This window comes from Eximiradius proteiniborus, from assembly GCF_058546985.1.
Genome location: NZ_CM178592.1, coordinates 122,017 through 138,822 on the forward strand (window position 1 = coordinate 122,017; position 16,806 = coordinate 138,822).

Below are 16,806 nucleotides of genomic sequence, written 5' to 3' on the forward strand. Positions count from 1 at the left end.
AGTCTCATTTTTAATTATCAGATTTATTTAATATTTATCAATAAAAATCTTTATTTTTGCATTTATTTTTAACTTAAATAACTAATGGCTAAAAAAAAGAAAATATTATCAGATGAAGAATTATTAGCTCTGTTAGCTGAAAATCCTGATATAGAAAAGCCGAATGAGCCTCAGCCTAATATTGATTCTCCTCAAAAAAATAAAAAAGAATCAAAGAAAAAATCAAACAAAGTATCGAAAAAAAATACTACATCAATTTTACTTGATAAGCCTTCTCCTATTGAAGACAAATCAAAAAAAGTTTCTAAACAACTCAAGAAACACAAAATTGATGCTTTTACTATTTATAGATTACCTAAAAGCAAATCTGTAACGAATCTCCAAAAAAATAACCAAACCTTTCTCAAATTTGTTCAGAAAGTTGAGCACTTTCTCATCAATGATATGTTGATAGATGGTGCATCAAAAATTGTTCTGGCTGTCAGCGGTGGGGTCGATTCAATGACTCTTCTTGATGTTATGGCTATTCTTGCTGAAAAATATCAATTCAAACTTGCTGTGGCACATTTTAATCATAATTTGCGTGGTGCAGACTCAAATAAAGACTTAGATTTTGTTAAAAACGAAGCAAAAAACTACGGTATCCCATTCTATTTTGCTAGCGGAAAAGTTAAAAAATATGCTGAAAAAAATAGTACTAGTATAGAAACTGCCGCTCGCGTTTTGCGATACAATTTTTTTGAAAGGGTTTCCCGTAATTTTAATGCTGACTTCGTTGCAACTGCACACACTGCTAACGATTCTGTCGAGACCTTTTTTATCAATCTTTTCAGAGGTTCCGGACTTACTGGACTTTGTGGTATTCCGTTTCGAAGGCAACTTATCAAAGATGTGCTTCTAATCAGACCCTTAATTGATTTCAAAAAAAACGAACTTATTGAATATGCTAATATTAGAAACATAAAATGGCGCGAAGATAACTCAAACTCTTTGCTTGAATATACCCGCAATAAAGTGAGACTTGACTTGATTCCTAAACTGGAAAACGATTTTAATCCTTCGATTATAGACGTTATTAATCGTACTACAAGATTAATACAATCTGCTGACAGAATTATTCATAATTACGTTAAAAAACATTTGCAAGATATTATTGAAAATGTTTCACCTGATAGTTTCTGCTTCAATATTCCAATTCTCTCCACTTTCGATAAGTTTGTTCAGGGCGAAATGATACAAACTGCTTTTCTAAAGTACTTCCGTCTATCTCCGCCCTCACTTGCAAAAATTGATAGAATTCTTGACCTGATTGATTCCGAGACTGGTGCATTTTTCGAAATTACTAAATCTATTACTGTTGCAAAGGATAGAAATCATCTCGTATTCTTCAGAAATTTCGATAAAAAGGAAATTAATTTAATTATCAACAAAATCGGAACTTATACTATTAATGGTTATAAAATTAACTTGCAAGAAGTTAATAAGCGGCAAGTAAAGCTTTCAAACTCTCCTAACGAAGAATATTTAGATTTCGACTTAGTTCCTTCTTTGCTCTATATAAGAAACTGGAAAGATGGCGATAGCTTCCAGCCTTTAGGAATGCAAGGAACCGTTAAAATCTCCGATTTCCTTACTAATCAAAAAATTTCTTTTTTAGAGCGTTCAAAAATTTTAGTTTTGTGTTCTAAAAATGATATAATTTGGGTTATTGGCAAAAGAATTAGTGAAAAATATAAGATAAAAGAAGATACAAAGAGATTTTTAAAAATTGAATTAAATAATATGTGAGCCTGATATGTTAGTACTCAAAAATGAAGTTGTTTTGAATGATAAAAAATTCAAAATTCTTATTTATCCTGAACAAATTCAGGAAGCAGTCGATAAAATTGCAAAACAAATCAATCACGATTATAAAGATAAAAAGCCTGTTTTCATAGTTACCTTGAAAGGTGCAATTATTTTTGCTGTCGATTTGCTTAAAAAAATTCAGATTGATTGCGAAATTGAAACAATCAGGGCAAAGAGTTACGGCTCCGGTATGGTTTCAGGCGGAAGTGTGCTTATCTCTCAAATGACTGGCAATATTTCTGGCAAAGATGTGATTATTGTTGAAGATATTGTTGATACCGGGCTTACTATTTTTCAATTAAGAAGAGAACTTGAGTTATACAAACCTAATTCCATTCGTGTTGCTACTTTTCTTCTGAAACCCTCGATGATTAGCAATCCGGTTGAAATTGATTATGTCGGAATTGAGATCCCGCCCGACTTTGTTGTCGGCTACGGTTTGGATTATGCTGAACTTGGAAGAAATCTCCCAGCTGTTTATGTGCTTAAAGAATAATGCCGAATATTGCATTACTAATAGAGTATGATGGCACAAACTATTCTGGATGGCAGTTCCAGCCAAATTCTATTTCAATTCAGGAATCTATAGAAAAAGCATTGCTTTATCTTTATAAAACAAAAGTTTCTGTTATCTCTGCTGGAAGAACCGATGCAGGAGTTCATTCCTGTGGTCAGGTGGCTAATTTCAAAGTTGAAAATAATCCTATTCCTATCGACAAAATTCCAAAAGCTGTCAATTCTTTACTTAATCCCGATATTAGAATAATTAATGCAAATTATGTTTCAGATGATTTTAATGCCCGCTATTCAGCAATTGCACGTGAATACATTTATAAGCTTTCAACAAAATACTCAGTTTTTGAGAGAAACAACTGGCATTATATTCCATTCAAAATAGACATTGATAAACTTTTTGAAATTGCGACTGTTTTTATTGGTTCTCATAATTTTACCTCATTTTCAAAGAATAATCCTGATACTAAATCATATGTCTGTAATGTAGAACATTCATTTTGGGAAAAAGTTGATGAACATCATTACTATTTTACAATTAAGGCAAATAGATTTGTCTATGGTATGGTTCGTACAATTATTGGGACAATGATAGACTACGCTCGTGGTTATAAATCGAAAGAAATTATTGTTTCAGCTTTAAATAATTTATCTCGAAATAATATTTCTGCTCTTGCACCTGCTTCTGGATTATATCTTTATAAAATTTACTATCCAAATGAGATATTTTCAACAACAGGAAGTGAATAAATAATGAATATTATTAAAATAGGTGGTATTCTCCTGAGTGAATATAGTAATTACTGTAAATTCAAGAATTTTATCGAACAAACTTCAAAACCTAACTTTATTGTTATTTCAGCTATTGGGAAAACTACTCGTCTTCTTCAAAAAGCCTCTTATTTGGCTTTCGAAAATAATTATGATAATGCAAAAGAAATTATCGATTCAATCAGAAATCTGCACATTTCACTTGCAAACAGTTTATTCGGCAAAGAAAATGATGTAAATATTCAATTAAATAATGTATTTCTAGAAATTGATAATCTTATCAAAGGTATTTCTATTACAAAAGAATTGAATCATAAAATTATAGATAAAATTATTTCAAAAGGCGAAGTGCTGAGCTCTATAATTGTATTTCACTACTTGAAAAGCAATAATTTCCCTGTTTCTTTGCTCAATGCAAATGATTATATCATTACAGATAATAATTTTGGTTCTGCAAATCCAATTTTTGATGAAACTAAAAAAAGATTAGAAAGCATCGAAATTCAAAATAAAATCTATCTTATTGCTGGATTTTACGGTTCCACACTTAATCGTGAGATTACAACAATGGGATACGAAAGTTCAAATTTAACTGCAGCATTATTGGCTTCTGTCTTTGATGTTAATTCTGTTACTATAATTACTGATGTCGATTGTATTTACTCTGCAGATCCAAAAATCATCAAAAATCCAATCCCGGTGGAAAAAATTAGCAGCCGAACTGCTCAACTTCTCTCAAAATTCGGTCTCAAATTAATTCATCGCCAAATGATTGAAGTTATTGAAAATAAAGATATATTATTAAAATATACTTCGCTTAATCGTTCTCTATCTACGATAATTGCCCCTGGATTTGTTGATGTAAGCATTCCGATTATTTGTTATAACGACAGCATTGAAAACGACTCTGATCTTCTATTGTTAAATCGCTCGAAACCAACATCTTATGTCGCTATTGCCAATGTGAATAATGTGTTATTAGTGAATATAATAGAATTTCTTAATTCGAAAAATCTTACATTTGCAATTAACTATTCAAGCGAGAATAATTTTTTGGTGTTATATTTCAACGAGCAACTGACTAATGAAATATTGCAACAATTTCACGAAATAATTGTATGCTAATAAAAAAAAGAGAGTGCCAAATGACTTGACACTCTCCATACTTTCAGTAATTCTAACTAAAAGAACAAGTAAAAAACTAACAAAAACCTTAAACTATTAACTGCTTCAGAATCTTCCACTTTTTTGTTTGCTGGAGAAATCTTTTTCCCATAGTAAGCAGATGTCCATTCAGTTTCAAATCCAATTTTTGTTTTGTTGTAATTATAAGCAATTCTTGGGAAAACTTTGATGATTTTTTCTATGTCAAGACCACGACCGTAAACGCTTCCCGAAGGAGCAATGTCATCAGCTGCGCCCAAATTCTGTAAATATCCACCAACAATACCATATTCCCACTCATCTTTATACATTAGTTCCATCCATCCAGCAAAAGATGAAATAGGAGTAAATTCATATTTATGATTTACATTATCAATCGATTTTATTCCATATCCGCCAATTGTAAGAAAATCAGGATTATTTTGGAAATAATTGCCTTGTGCCTTTATCTGGAATTTATCGATTTTTACTTTTATATTGGCACTTGCTGAAAATGTTGTTGCCTTGTCTTCATTTTTATATCTGTCAGTTCCCATTGTGTAATATGTAAATGGACGGAATGTTTTTGCCGAAGCAGCCAGTCCTGCATAAAATTGAGGTGTAGAGTAATTAATACCAAAACTTGCCTCTGGAACTCCTGAATTTCTTACATATTTGCTTGAATATCCATCAGGTCCATCGATTGTAAAATCACGCTGTGTATTTATAGCAGCGAATAAATTAATATTATCAAACTTCTGCATTAATTTTATCTGTGGAGAACGATTAAATGGAATTAATGGAATGCCAGTATTGAAATTTAATACATCTGGAAAATTCTCTGTTGCAAACAATGGATGCCAGGATTGACCTGCACGTATAGTTGTGTTATCAAAAATCAAATCAACATAAGCGTGTCGAAGTCTTAATGAATTAATATCTGCATCAGTTGTCCCTAAAAATTCTGTTTCTATATATCCCGAAGTTTTTCCTCCAAAAATACCAGGTCCATCAATTTTAGCTCCCAGTCTTGTTTGAATAGAAAGTATGTGGAAATTGCCAACTTCATTCAAATCTTCACCGTTTTTGTCTAAATTCTTGCTGCTGGGCCATAAAGTAATGTGATCCTCTCTAATTGAAACCATATTTCGTGTGTTATAAAATGCATCAGTTTTAATAAATCCCATAAATTTAATACTGAAAGCATCGCTTTGAGCAAACAAACCAAAATTTGCAATTAATAATGTTGCAATTGTTGCAATTAAAATTTTAGAAAGTTTCATAGGAACCCCATTTATGAAAAAAAACAATTACATAGCACTAATAAAGAATTAATACTCTATTTATTATTTTATGAGTAAAAATTAATTCAATTTTAATTTTACTTTACTTGATAGATTGCAAAAAATGGATAAAAAATAAGGCCAAGCTTACCTGAACACTCTAAGATTTTGCCTACCGTTGCTTCCTTCCGGACCTGGCGGGGTTTGGCAACTCTTAGCTGTTAGGGGCTTGACCCGATAAATTTCTTTAAGAACTACAAAATTAACAAAATTATTGATAAATACAAAATTTTTTGAAAAAACTTGAATTTTAGTTAATTTAATATTCTTTATTAAATCACTTGGTGTAATTATGAATTGGTGCAAAAGAAATATTAAATGTGGAGAAATATCTGGCTCTCACCTAAATAATGAAGTTGTCATTAACGGTTGGATCGATACTGTTAGAAATATGGGAGGAATGATATTTTTCGATGTTCGTGATAGATACGGATTAGTTCAGGCTGTAATCGAACCGGAAAACAATCCGGAACTTGCCGAACGAGCAAAAGAACTTCGTTCAGAATATGTTATTTGGCTTAAAGGAGTTGTCAGAAAACGGGAAAATCCAAACCCAAATATTCCAACCGGTTTGTTCGAAATCCTTACAAATAATTTTGGTATAATTAATAAATCAGAAGTGCCTCCTTTTGAAATTAAAAACAATATCGGAACTAACGAAGAAATAAAACTTCGTTATCGTTATCTTGATCTGCGTCGTCCAATTATGCAGAACTATTTTATAGTCCGTAATAAATTATATCATATCACTCACAATTACTTTTTCGAAAATGATTTCATTGAAGTGGAAACTCCTGTTTTGATGAAATCTACTCCGGAAGGTGCTCGGGATTTTCTTGTTCCCAGCCGAATAAACAAAGGTAAATTCTATGCTTTGCCTCAGTCTCCTCAAATTTATAAACAAATCTTGATGATTTCGGGCTTCGATAGATATATGCAAATTGTTAAATGCTTCCGGGATGAAGACCTTCGCTCAGACCGCCAACCTGAATTCACTCAAATAGACGTTGAAATGTCTTTCGTTGATAGAGATGATGTTCTGTCTCTTATCGAAAAATATATAGCTCGGGTGTGGAAAGAAGTCTTAAACATCGAAATTACCACACCTTTTATTAAAATGAGTTACGACGAAGCTATGACACGTTTCGGTAGCGACAAGCCAGACCTTCGATTCGGTATGGAAATAAAAGAGTTATCTGATGTTGTGATGAATTCTGAATTCAAAGTTTTTGCCGAAACTCTTCAAAACGGTGGCAAGATTTATGCTATCAATGCAAAGAATTGCTCAGACTTTTCTCGAAAACAAATTGATGAACTTACTGAGTTTGCTAAAAAATATGGTGCAAAAGGTCTTGCTTACATTAAATTTTTGCAAAATGGTGAAATTAATTCTCCAATTGCCAAGTTCTTATCAGAAAACGAAATAAACTCCATTAAGTCAGTTCTAGATGCAGAAGAAGGCGACTTATTACTTATTTCCTCCGACAAAAAATATAAAGCATTAACAATTTTGGGTGCTTTGCGATTAGAAATTGCTCGTAGAACAGGAATTTTGGATTCTGTAAAGGATAATTTCAGTTTCCATTGGGTTGTTGATTTTCCATTGCTTGAATTTGATGAGGAGGCTAATCGTTACATTGCTATACACCATCCGTTTACTTCACCAATGGACGAAGATATTCCGCTTTTAGATGTTTCCCCTGATAAAGTACGTGCTAAAGCGTATGATTTAGTTATTAATGGTTCAGAAGTCGGGGGTGGTAGCATTCGTATTCACGATGGAGAAATACAGAAAAAAATGTTTGAACTAATTGGACTGGACGAGCAATCTGCCGAAAATAAATTCGGATTTTTACTTAGAGCTCTCAAGTTTGGTGCTCCTCCTCACGGAGGCATAGCCCTCGGATTGGATAGATTAGTGATGATATTGACCGGTACAGACAATATCCGTGATGTTATTGCTTTCCCCAAAACAACTACCGGCCTGTCTCTTATGGATGGTGCCCCATCCGAAGTGGACCAATCTCAGCTCGATGAATTAGGTATTTCACTAAAATTATAAAGAAAAAAAGGTTGTCCTCTGGACAACCTTTTTTTAATAAATGACAAACAATTAATTTTCAGATGTGATTTCTATTAATCTTTCATTTACATTTTCAAAATCAGCTTTAATTAGTATTCTATAATTAACAAACTTTACTATTTCAAAAGAATTTTCTGCCCATTCGACAAGCTTTATTGAGTCCGCTGAATATAAACATTCTTCAAACCCAATTTCTAATAGTTCCTTCTTTTCTTTCACTCTGTATAAGTCAATGTGAAAAATCGCAATCTCTTCGCCATTGAGCATTCCATTATATTGATTGATTATTGTAAACGTAGGACTTGTAACAATTTCTTCAACATTGAAATACTTACAAATGCCTTTAATAAACTCGGTTTTTCCTACTCCAATGTCGCCATAAAAGAGAACTACATCGCCCTTTTTTAATTTCTCTGCGAAGCTTTTGCCAAGCTCAATTGTTTCTGCTTCACTCTTTGTTGTATATGTTTGTGTTTCCATTCCTCAAATATACAAATAAAGCATAAAATTGCAAACAGATTATCTCTGCTCTAATTCAATTATTGGAACTATCATTTCTTCAAGTGAAATTCCACCGTGCTGCAAACTATCTTTGTATCTGTTCAAATACTGATGATAATCAGTTGGATAAACGAAATAGTAGTCTTCTTTGGCAATAATATTGTTTACAGAAATACCTAATGATGGAATTTTATATTTAGTCAAATCAGGAATTTGCATAGCGTGCCGTTTATCTGCCTTAACGTTTTTCCCAAATTTATATCTCAAATTAGTTGAAGTATCTCTATCGCCCAATACCTTTACTCCTCGCATACAGCGTATCGATCCATGGTCAGTTGTTATTATTATCTTAATATCTTTTCTTTCTGATAATGATTTTAATATCCCGAATAAACTTGAATGCCTGAACCACGAACTTGTCAGGCTTCTATATGCAGCTTCGTCTGGGGCAATCTCTTTCAGAATAGCATAATCCGAACGACTATGAGCAATCATATCCACTGCATTTATTACAACTGCTGTTATGCTGTTATCAACATAATCATTTATTTCGCGTTCGATTTTTCTACCAAAATCTGTATCGAAAATTTTAATAAAACCAACCTTTCCATTCGTTTTAATCCGTCTTCGTTCAAGCCAGGTTTCGAGTAATTCTTTTTCATACGCGTTTTGCTTGTGGTCTTCTGTGTTCGAATCAACATTCCACCATTGTGGAAAATATTTTTTTATATCAATAGGGTATAGCCCTGCAAATATTGAATTTCGAGCATAGGGAGTGGCTGTCGGAAGAATTGAAGAATAATAATTTGTTTTGAATGTATAATATGGTTGAAGTAGCTCTTTCATCATCAACCATTGGTCTAATCTCATACAATCAACTACAAAATAAAATACTTTTTTGCCTTCCCGAAGATGTGGAAGCACATAATAATCCGACACGTGTGGCGATAATACTGGATAATCATCATTTCGTTTGTCGTCAGGGTGATTGATCCAATCAATATAATTATTCTCGACAAATTTTGAAAATTCCGTATTACATTCACGCCACTTGTCTTGTAAAGTTTGAATTAATCCCTCTTCGTTATGTCTATCGAGTTCTATTGACCAGTTTACCAACTGAATATATATATCTCTCCAATCGCCCCAATTTAGCGGTTCGAGCATCTTCATCGAAAGTTGCGCAAATCCCGAAAGGTAGTCCTGTGTGAATTTTTCTTTTTCAATGCGTTCTCCTTCGATGAATTTTTTGCAGGCAAGTAATATTTGTGTAGGATTTACAGGCTTTGTAAGATAATCGTCTATCTTTTTTCCAATTGCCTCTTCCATTACGCTTTCTGCTTCATTCTTAGTAACCATTACAATTGGAGTTGTAGAGTCAATTTCTTTTATCCGTGATAACGTTTCAAGTCCACTTATCCCCACCATCATTTCGTCCAAAAAAATCAAATCATAATGCGTTCGGCGAACCATTTCTATTGCATCCTCGCCGTTTGTTGCCGTCTCTGTTTCAAAACCACGTTGATTTAGTAAAATAATATGTGGTTTCAACAACTCGATCTCATCGTCAATCCACAGGATTTTCCCTTTTTTCATTTAATTTTTCCTTAAAATAAATTGAACAGTGGTCTTGAACTGCTACATATTACTCCTTTGTTTCTTTCCAATTGACGAGTAAGTTACAAAATTAATTTTTGTCTTGTATGATTTTGATGATTAGCTAAAACTAATTTTAAAGAAAAATCCTGATAATATTAGTTGGTTTATTGCTGGAATTTACTAATACAACTTGTTTAGCATAAAAATTAGGGGTAGATACCTTCGTAATTTCCTTTGTTTCTATTGCTTCGATTGTTTTTGTATCAAAAATATCCGCATCTTCACTACTAAAAATATCTTCGTCTGTTTTCCCTTTAATTTGCTCCTTAGGAATACTAAATTTTTGCACAAAAGAATTGTTTACATATTCATATTTTCTTGATGGAAGCGATAAAATTGCTATCGGTGCAGGAATATTATCTAAAAATGTGCTAAGCGACCTGATCAACGATTGATATTCTGTATTCTTATTCATTAGCCATTTTTGATTGTTTTCTAATTCCACAAGTCTTGCTTCGGATTGCTTTGCAATTTGAGAATAATATTTTAGAGCCTTCGAGAGCTTTTCAATTTCATCTTTTGGTGTATTTGCAGAAAAAATTGGAAGATCATCTTTGATTATTGTAATTGTTCCAATCACTTCTTTTCTGTGGTTAAAATTCGGAAAAATTGTGAATACAACTTGTTGATCATTGCTTTTTACTGCAAATTTTACAGGCTTTTTCAATGATATGCATCTTGCATTTTGCTCAATTCTATACTTTATTTCATCAACGCTTTCATTTATAAAAATTTCATTATATAATCTTCCTTCAATTGGTGCTGTTTTGAGTAAATTAATATTACTGCTGAAAAAAAATCTCTTTGCAGAATTGTTCATAAACTCAATTTCATTCTTCATATTAAGAATGAAAACGCCTTCTTCGATTATATTAAGTGTGTCCCGCACAACTTTTCTCATTTCGTTTATTTCTTCGATATGCTTATCCTGTGCGGATTTAATAATTTGATTTGTTGGGATTACTTTAAAAAATGATTTGAAATTCTTGCCTAATCGTTTTATTTTCCAAGTTAATAAAAAGATTTCTCCGCTTTCCTTTTCGCCGACAATTCGTATTACTTTTTCTTCAAGTGTTCCTTCAACAAATTTGTTAATCAATTCTTCAATAGAATCTCCTTGTTCAGTACTATTGGGAAGTTCTTTGCTCGTTGCTTTGGTGTTGTGGGTTATTTTATAAATTACTTTCAAAAGATTTTCACCGCGTTCAAAATCGTCGATAGCTTCTTCAAATATTAAATCAATTGCACCTTCTGCATTAATTATTCTCATATCTCCGCGAGTTTCAACAACTGCCATCTCTGCATTTTGCAAGACCTCATTGCATTTATCTTCTAAAATCAGGATTTTTCTTTTAAGTTCAGCTATTTCATCTTTATATTTTTGTTCTCGGTCGTGTTGCATTGTTAATCATTATTATTTTGTTCAATATATTCTTTATATGTTTTTTCAATTTTTGTAAGCTTCCTGTCTATTGAAAACATATACATACCAATTCCGAAAATAATAATTAGCACTATAGTAAGCACAATGAATATCGAATTATCGTGAAAAAATTGTTCCATATTATTCCTCCACACTTTTCTTTATTATGTTTGTCCTATAATTCACATTTAGCATCCAGAAGAAAATCAGAGTAAAACCAATTACGCACAATGAAAACGAAAACATTAATGATGAATCAAGCATTCCTTTTTGTGTGCTTAATATTGGTCCGCTCATCCCTCCGCCTTGCGAACCTGGATGAAGCCCTGCTGTTATCCTTGGTAGTACAAATACAAGGAAAGGTACTGTAACAAAAGCTATTATTGAATATACAGCCGATGCTTTCGCCCGAATATCCTCTCGTTCAATGCTGCCGCGCAATGCAAAATATGCGAAATATATCAATAATAGTATAAAAATCGATGTTTCTCTCGGGTCCCAATTCCAAAAGCTTCCCCAATTGAATTTTGCCCAAACCGAACCCGAAACAGTAGCAAGAATAGCAAAAAGCGTCCCTAACGAAGCAGATGTTGCCGCCATCACATCATCATTTATTTCTTTCCTTCTTAAATACTTCGCCGCAAAAAACATTGAAATAAAATATGCCAATACTGCTATCCAAGCCATTGGAACGTGAAAGTTCAAAATTTTTATCCTATCATCTAATGATAAAACATACGGATAACTAATCCACGGCTTTGACTGAACGATTTCCTTCAACAACAATCTGTTTTCTTCCAATATCTTAACCTTTATTATCCAATGATTTGATTTTTTCAAGACTTCTAAGTTCTTTTCATTCACAAATAATTTATGTGGCTTATCAACATAACTATTTGTTCCATAAATCTCTATGAAATTTCTATTTCCTTCTTCATAAACAGTGTGTTCTTTGATGAAAATTTCTGTTGGAATTGGCATATTGTTTATATACGGTGCAATTTCGTCAATCTCCGATATTGATGCAGCAACACGTGGATACAAAGTGAGGATTGCCCCGGAAATTAATATCGCTATTGTTAATAATTTCCAAATAAATGGTTTTTCTTGCTTTAAACCTTTGTAAAATCCAATCAAGATAGCTAAACTAAATCCGCTTAATATTACTAATAATTTCATAACATATAAGAATGAGTATTAATACAAAATTAATTTATCTTAATTCTTAATATTTTCCAAATAATATTTACAGTATTGCGAAATAACACATTCATTGCATTTAGGATTTCTCGCCGTGCATACTTTTCGACCATGACTAATAAAATAATGAGTAAATATTACCCATTTTTCCTTTGGGATTAGTTCCATAAGTTTTCTTTCAATAATTTCAGCATTTTTTGTCGATACAAATCCCAATCTGTTGCTTATCTTAATTACGTGTGTATCTACAACTATTGCTGGAACGCTATAGCAATGCCCAAGTACTACATTAGCGGTTTTTCGTCCTACTCCGGGCAATTTTATTAATTCTTCCAACTGAGAAGGCACTTCTCCGTTATATTGTTTCAGTATCATTTCGCTCATCTCTTTTATATGCTTTGCTTTTGCTTTATAATATCCGGTCGAGAAAATCTCTTTCTCTAACTTCTCAATCGGAACATTTACGTAATCTTCTGGTTTCTTATATTTTTCAAATAGTGATGGAGTAACCTTGTTCACTCTTTCATCTGTGCATTGAGCAGATAATATTGTGGCAATTAATAATTCGAATGGATTAGAAAAATTCAACTGTATTTTAACATTCGTATATTCATTCGATAAAATATCTAATATTTTTGACATTCTCTGTTTTTCATTCATAATCTACTTGAATTTCTTTATTAAAAAAAAATAACTCAATAATTTTGCTTAAACGAATTGGTGAAAAAAATATGAAAAGATTTTTCTTTATTCTGATAATTTTATTAAGCAATACTTATTTATATTGCGGTACTTTTATTGATACAGTCTATTCATTTGTTCCTGGTTCAGGGCAAAACGCTGGGCAATCAACAGAATATTTCCCGAATAATATTTTTGGTGCTCCATCTGGCAATGCTTCTTGGACTATTCCGGAGTCACGCCCGGAAGAACTATGTTCTATTGGCATTGGAGGTGAAATTATTGTTGGAATAATAAATGGTGTTATTCGAAATGGGGAAGGGGTTGATTTTGTTATCTTTGAAAATGCTTTTCAGAGGCTAATAGATAATAAAATTTTCGCAGAACCTGCTATTGTATCTGTCAGTCAGGATGGAGTTAATTTTATTACTTTCCCTTATAACGAATGGACGCTCGAAGGTATGGCAGGCAAAACACCTACCAATGGGCAAATATCTCCATTCGATTATCCAAATTGTGGCGGTGATGGTTTTGATTTGAGCAATTTGGGGCTGGATTATATCACGCATATAAAAATTAAAGATGTGTCTTTGATTGTTTCAATAAACGAAACTCATCCATATTATCAACCTCAATTTTTAGTCTCTGGATTTGATTTAGATGCCGTTTCAATTATTTACCCAGATTATTCTTCTATCATTAACGAAACTATCGATAGACCGTCTATTCAAGAAACAAATGATAGATTAATTGTTAGTTTAAGTAAAGGCACAATAAGTATTTACAATATTCAAGGTATTATGGTTTATAGCTTAGAGGCTAATTCTTTTTGCGAAATACCAAAAAGTAGTCTTCCAAATGGATTTCTGATAATCTCAGTTTATGACAGTTCGAATAATCTTTTGATTACTAAAAAAGTTGTAAATTTCTATTAGAATTCAAATACTAATGAAATATTATGAAACAATCCACTCTCTGCATTTATTTCTTTACCAACCGTATAATCAATATGAGATTTGAAAGGTATATTGGGAAATAGTTCGTCTAATTTCGGTCTGAGCGAAATTCCTGTTCCCCAATATGTATTTGGGAAGAACTGTGGTTTACCGTATTTATCTCCATAAACAGAAATTCCACCACGTATTCCTATTAATTCGTGCAAAACCATCTCAGTTCCAATAATAAAAGTTGGTGTCAAATCATATTGATTGTAAACTGCATCCATCGATATTATCAAATATCTTGTTGGAGGTATATAAACAGTTTCTTCTTCACCATCAGTAGTAGAACGTGTTGTATAGACTTGTTCATTAAATCCGAATTCAATGCCAATACCAGCTCTGATTGTGAATGGAATATTTTCTGTGCTATGATTTTGCGTATTCCAAAGCATCGTGCCGCCAATATTCTGGACGGCTAATCCAAATGAAAACAAATCAAATACATTAAATTTTGCTCCTACATCGAGCGCCACTCCTGTTGCTTCAGTTGGAACTCCTGTTAGGTTATCTATCAAATACTTTAATCCAAATCCAATACTTGCAAACTCCATACTGTATGCACCATAAGCACCTATATTGTATTGATACGAAGAAAGCTGCTTATACGGATTACCACGAATATCTCTTTGAGTAAATGAACCAGCATATTGGCTATTGATGCCAAAGCCAACTCCTACATTGTCAGTAACTTGCTGTGCATAAGCAAGCGTTACGTTTGTTCTGTCAAAACCTAAATTTGAGGCAGACGATGCAACAATCGGTGTTGGCGAGAAAAAGCCAACTCCCGCTGGATTATAATAGATAGCAAAGGGGTCATTCGCAATTGCTGTAAAGGCTCCTCCCATAGCAAGTCCTCTGCCACCAACGTTTCTCGATAACCACGATTGAGCATAACCGCCATTCGTTTGGAATGAATACAAAGGTAAAGAGGATAGCCCAAGCAAGAATAATACTAACAGCCATTTGTTTCTATTGATTTGGCTAATATTACGCAATATATTTGTTTTCTTTTTCATTTTTTGCTCGATAATATTTGTATTTCAAGCCATTAATTCATTTCTGTTTATTAATATCAATTATTATGCCACCGTGTTTTTGTTTAAGAATTGATTAATAGTAAATTTCAAATATTATTATTCTTTGAAGGTAAAGTAATCATCAATATTAATTAATCAATTTTACTGAATTATTTACGTCAAAAAAATATTCAGCTATTAATTAATTACAGAGAGAATTGTTATGGTCGGGAACCAATTTTTAATCCTTGTAGTTGATGATAATCCGAAAAATTTGCAAATATTAAGTGCTGTCCTCTACAAAGAAGGATATACTGTTTTATTTGCATCGAATGGTAAGCAGGCTCTTGATATGGCTCAAAATCAAGTCCCGGATTTAATCCTGCTGGATATTAATTTGCCTGATATTGATGGGTTTGAAGTTTGCAAGAAACTAAAACAGAATTCCCTTACAAAGGATATTCCTATTATGTTTATTACAGGTAGAATTGAAACAGAGGATATTGTTTTAGGCTTTAAAGTTGGTGCCGAGGACTACATTACTAAACCATTCAATATTGTTGAGCTATTAAGTAGGGTGAATACGCATTTGAATTTAAAACGTTCTCGGGATGAAGTAGTCCGTTATAGCAAAGAACTCGAGAAAACACAAACCGAGCTTAAACAAGCTATTGCCCAACGCGATAAGTTCTTCTCCATTATTGCACACGATTTGCGAGGCCCCTTCACCGGGTTTATCGGTTTGTCTGAACTCTTGGTTGATGCTTACGATTCTTTAGAACGTGCAGATATTCAGCAAATTGCCAATAGTATGAATTCAGCCGCAAAAAAATTATTCGAATTTCTCGAAAATTTGCTCGAATGGTCTCGCTCGCAAATCGGTGGTTTGCAGTATAACCCTATTATTATTGATGTACACGACCTTTTCGATAGAGTATCTAGTCTTTTTAAAGATACTGCCAACAATAAAAATATCGAATTCGTAAAAGAAATTCAGGATGATTTATTCATCTGGGCTGATAATTATCAGACAAACACAATTCTCAGAAACCTTGTTTCCAATGCTATTAAGTTTTCTTATCCAAATAGTAAAATTATTCTCGGGGCTCGCGACTTCGGGGATAGTGTTGAAATTTACGTCAAAGATTTTGGTGTTGGGCTTTCCGACGAAGCAAAAGATAAAGTTTTCCGTATTGAAGCAAAATATACCACACCAGGCACAGAGAACGAACCCGGGACAGGCTTAGGACTTGTTCTATGCAAAGAACTTGCAGAAAAACAAAATGGCGTTCTCTACTTCGAGACTGAAAAAAATAAAGGAACTACTTTTTTTGTTAAGCTTCCAAAGCCTACTCAAAACCATTCTTAATAAAAAAGCCCTGCTATCGGGGGGATTGTGACAGCAAGGCACGCAGCATAAAGAGGAAGAGACGAACTTTGTTCGTCGAGCGAAAGACGAGACTCGAACTCGCGACCCCAACCTTGGCAAGGTTGTGCTCTACCAACTGAGCTACTTTCGCTTTATACCAAAGAACAACCGTTTGGTGAATACAAAAATATATTCTTTTTTTTAACTATGCAAGAAAAATTTTATCAATCTTCGATTTTTTTATTCATTTTTTAT

At 32.9% G+C, this 16,806-nt stretch carries 15 protein-coding genes, 1 tRNA gene and 1 other RNA gene; 7 read left to right on the top strand and 10 right to left on the bottom strand.

The window, feature by feature from the left end; genetic code table 11:
- Positions 1–84: 84 nt before the first annotated feature.
- Genes tilS through ACY2LT_RS00510 form a run of 4 tightly spaced genes read left to right on the top strand, consistent with a single transcriptional unit; the run spans position 85 to position 4,257 of the window.
- Positions 85–1,788 (top strand): tRNA lysidine(34) synthetase TilS, encoded by a 1,704-nt coding sequence (gene tilS, locus ACY2LT_RS00495; protein ID WP_491815632.1) that lies wholly within the window; start codon positions 85–87, stop codon positions 1,786–1,788.
- A gap of 7 nt (positions 1,789–1,795) precedes the next feature.
- On the top strand, positions 1,796–2,344 hold the full coding sequence (gene hpt / locus ACY2LT_RS00500) for a hypoxanthine phosphoribosyltransferase (RefSeq protein ID WP_491815633.1): 549 nt from the start codon (positions 1,796–1,798) through the stop codon (positions 2,342–2,344).
- Positions 2,344–3,111 carry a tRNA pseudouridine(38-40) synthase TruA gene (truA, locus tag ACY2LT_RS00505; protein WP_491815635.1) on the top strand — a complete coding sequence of 256 codons (768 nt, stop codon included), beginning with the start codon at positions 2,344–2,346 and terminating at the stop codon, positions 3,109–3,111. Before hpt ends, truA begins: the two co-directional genes overlap by 1 nt.
- Positions 3,112–3,114: 3 nt before the next feature.
- Positions 3,115–4,257 (top strand): amino acid kinase family protein, encoded by a 1,143-nt coding sequence (locus tag ACY2LT_RS00510; RefSeq protein ID WP_491815636.1) that lies wholly within the window; start codon positions 3,115–3,117, stop codon positions 4,255–4,257.
- Between the two features lie 56 nt (positions 4,258–4,313).
- On the opposite strand, the gene ACY2LT_RS00515 is transcribed toward ACY2LT_RS00510, so the two are convergent.
- Both ACY2LT_RS00515 and ffs read right to left on the bottom strand, forming a co-directional pair.
- On the bottom strand, positions 4,314–5,558 hold the full coding sequence (locus ACY2LT_RS00515; protein WP_491815638.1) for a hypothetical protein: 1,245 nt from the start codon (positions 5,556–5,558) through the stop codon (positions 4,314–4,316).
- Positions 5,559–5,694: 136 nt separating this feature from the next.
- Positions 5,695–5,793, bottom strand: an RNA gene (gene ffs / locus ACY2LT_RS00520) — signal recognition particle sRNA small type.
- A gap of 117 nt (positions 5,794–5,910) precedes the next feature.
- Between ffs and aspS the strand changes: the two genes are divergently transcribed.
- Positions 5,911–7,680 (top strand): aspartate--tRNA ligase, encoded by a 1,770-nt coding sequence (gene aspS, locus ACY2LT_RS00525; protein ID WP_491815640.1) that lies wholly within the window; start codon positions 5,911–5,913, stop codon positions 7,678–7,680.
- A gap of 51 nt (positions 7,681–7,731) precedes the next feature.
- Here the strand turns inward: aspS and tsaE are convergent, their stop codons facing one another.
- The 6 genes from tsaE to nth all read right to left on the bottom strand — a co-directional run bounded on the left by tsaE (position 7,732) and on the right by nth (position 13,126).
- Positions 7,732–8,181, bottom strand: coding sequence for a tRNA (adenosine(37)-N6)-threonylcarbamoyltransferase complex ATPase subunit type 1 TsaE (tsaE, locus tag ACY2LT_RS00530; RefSeq protein WP_491815642.1), 450 nt, complete (start codon positions 8,179–8,181; stop codon positions 7,732–7,734).
- A 39-nt stretch (positions 8,182–8,220) separates the two neighbouring features.
- Positions 8,221–9,798, bottom strand: a complete 1,578-nt coding sequence (gene porX, locus ACY2LT_RS00535; protein WP_491815644.1) for a T9SS response regulator signal transducer PorX — start codon at positions 9,796–9,798, stop codon at positions 8,221–8,223.
- Positions 9,799–9,934: 136 nt separating this feature from the next.
- Positions 9,935–11,263, bottom strand: coding sequence for a PAS domain-containing protein (locus ACY2LT_RS00540; RefSeq protein ID WP_491815645.1), 1,329 nt, complete (start codon positions 11,261–11,263; stop codon positions 9,935–9,937).
- Between the two features lie 2 nt (positions 11,264–11,265).
- Complete coding sequence (locus ACY2LT_RS00545) at positions 11,266–11,424, bottom strand: CcmD family protein (RefSeq protein ID WP_491815646.1); 159 nt, start codon at positions 11,422–11,424, stop codon at positions 11,266–11,268.
- Position 11,425: 1 nt separating this feature from the next.
- Complete coding sequence (locus tag ACY2LT_RS00550) at positions 11,426–12,463, bottom strand: cytochrome c biogenesis protein (RefSeq protein WP_491815647.1); 1,038 nt, start codon at positions 12,461–12,463, stop codon at positions 11,426–11,428.
- A gap of 39 nt (positions 12,464–12,502) precedes the next feature.
- Positions 12,503–13,126, bottom strand: a complete 624-nt coding sequence (gene nth / locus ACY2LT_RS00555) for an endonuclease III (RefSeq protein ID WP_491815648.1) — start codon at positions 13,124–13,126, stop codon at positions 12,503–12,505.
- 89 nt (positions 13,127–13,215) lie between these two features.
- Here nth and ACY2LT_RS00560 point away from each other — a divergent pair, with 89 nt between their 5' ends.
- A complete protein-coding gene (locus ACY2LT_RS00560) occupies positions 13,216–14,100 on the top strand; it encodes a T9SS type A sorting domain-containing protein (RefSeq protein ID WP_491815649.1) in 885 nt (294 codons plus the stop codon).
- Here ACY2LT_RS00560 and ACY2LT_RS00565 read toward each other — a convergent pair.
- On the bottom strand, positions 14,097–15,182 hold the full coding sequence (locus tag ACY2LT_RS00565) for a PorV/PorQ family protein (protein WP_491815650.1): 1,086 nt from the start codon (positions 15,180–15,182) through the stop codon (positions 14,097–14,099). The two genes, ACY2LT_RS00560 and ACY2LT_RS00565, sit on opposite strands and share 4 nt — an antisense overlap.
- A gap of 223 nt (positions 15,183–15,405) precedes the next feature.
- On the opposite strand from ACY2LT_RS00565, the gene ACY2LT_RS00570 reads away from it, so the two are divergent.
- Positions 15,406–16,551: a hybrid sensor histidine kinase/response regulator gene (locus ACY2LT_RS00570; RefSeq protein WP_491815652.1), complete on the top strand. Its 1,146-nt coding sequence runs from the start codon at positions 15,406–15,408 to the stop codon at positions 16,549–16,551.
- 78 nt (positions 16,552–16,629) lie between these two features.
- Here the strand turns inward: ACY2LT_RS00570 and ACY2LT_RS00575 are convergent.
- Positions 16,630–16,702: transfer RNA gene (locus ACY2LT_RS00575), tRNA-Gly, on the bottom strand.
- Positions 16,703–16,806 lie beyond the last annotated feature (104 nt).

Excerpts from the sequence above, each read along its gene's own strand:
- tilS (WP_491815632.1), top strand. The coding sequence starts at position 85 with ATGGCTAAAAAAAAGAAAATATTATCAGATGAAGAATTATTAGCTCTG.
- hpt (WP_491815633.1), top strand. The coding sequence starts at position 1,796 with ATGTTAGTACTCAAAAATGAAGTTGTTTTGAATGATAAAAAATTCAAA.
- truA (WP_491815635.1), top strand. The coding sequence starts at position 2,344 with ATGCCGAATATTGCATTACTAATAGAGTATGATGGCACAAACTATTCT.
- ACY2LT_RS00510 (WP_491815636.1), top strand. The coding sequence starts at position 3,115 with ATGAATATTATTAAAATAGGTGGTATTCTCCTGAGTGAATATAGTAAT.
- ACY2LT_RS00515 (WP_491815638.1), bottom strand. The coding sequence starts at position 5,558 with ATGAAACTTTCTAAAATTTTAATTGCAACAATTGCAACATTATTAATT.
- aspS (WP_491815640.1), top strand. The coding sequence starts at position 5,911 with ATGAATTGGTGCAAAAGAAATATTAAATGTGGAGAAATATCTGGCTCT.
- tsaE (WP_491815642.1), bottom strand. The coding sequence starts at position 8,181 with ATGGAAACACAAACATATACAACAAAGAGTGAAGCAGAAACAATTGAG.
- porX (WP_491815644.1), bottom strand. The coding sequence starts at position 9,798 with ATGAAAAAAGGGAAAATCCTGTGGATTGACGATGAGATCGAGTTGTTG.
- ACY2LT_RS00540 (WP_491815645.1), bottom strand. The coding sequence starts at position 11,263 with ATGCAACACGACCGAGAACAAAAATATAAAGATGAAATAGCTGAACTT.
- ACY2LT_RS00545 (WP_491815646.1), bottom strand. The coding sequence starts at position 11,424 with ATGGAACAATTTTTTCACGATAATTCGATATTCATTGTGCTTACTATA.
- ACY2LT_RS00550 (WP_491815647.1), bottom strand. The coding sequence starts at position 12,463 with ATGAAATTATTAGTAATATTAAGCGGATTTAGTTTAGCTATCTTGATT.
- nth (WP_491815648.1), bottom strand. The coding sequence starts at position 13,126 with ATGTCAAAAATATTAGATATTTTATCGAATGAATATACGAATGTTAAA.
- ACY2LT_RS00560 (WP_491815649.1), top strand. The coding sequence starts at position 13,216 with ATGAAAAGATTTTTCTTTATTCTGATAATTTTATTAAGCAATACTTAT.
- ACY2LT_RS00565 (WP_491815650.1), bottom strand. The coding sequence starts at position 15,182 with ATGAAAAAGAAAACAAATATATTGCGTAATATTAGCCAAATCAATAGA.
- ACY2LT_RS00570 (WP_491815652.1), top strand. The coding sequence starts at position 15,406 with ATGGTCGGGAACCAATTTTTAATCCTTGTAGTTGATGATAATCCGAAA.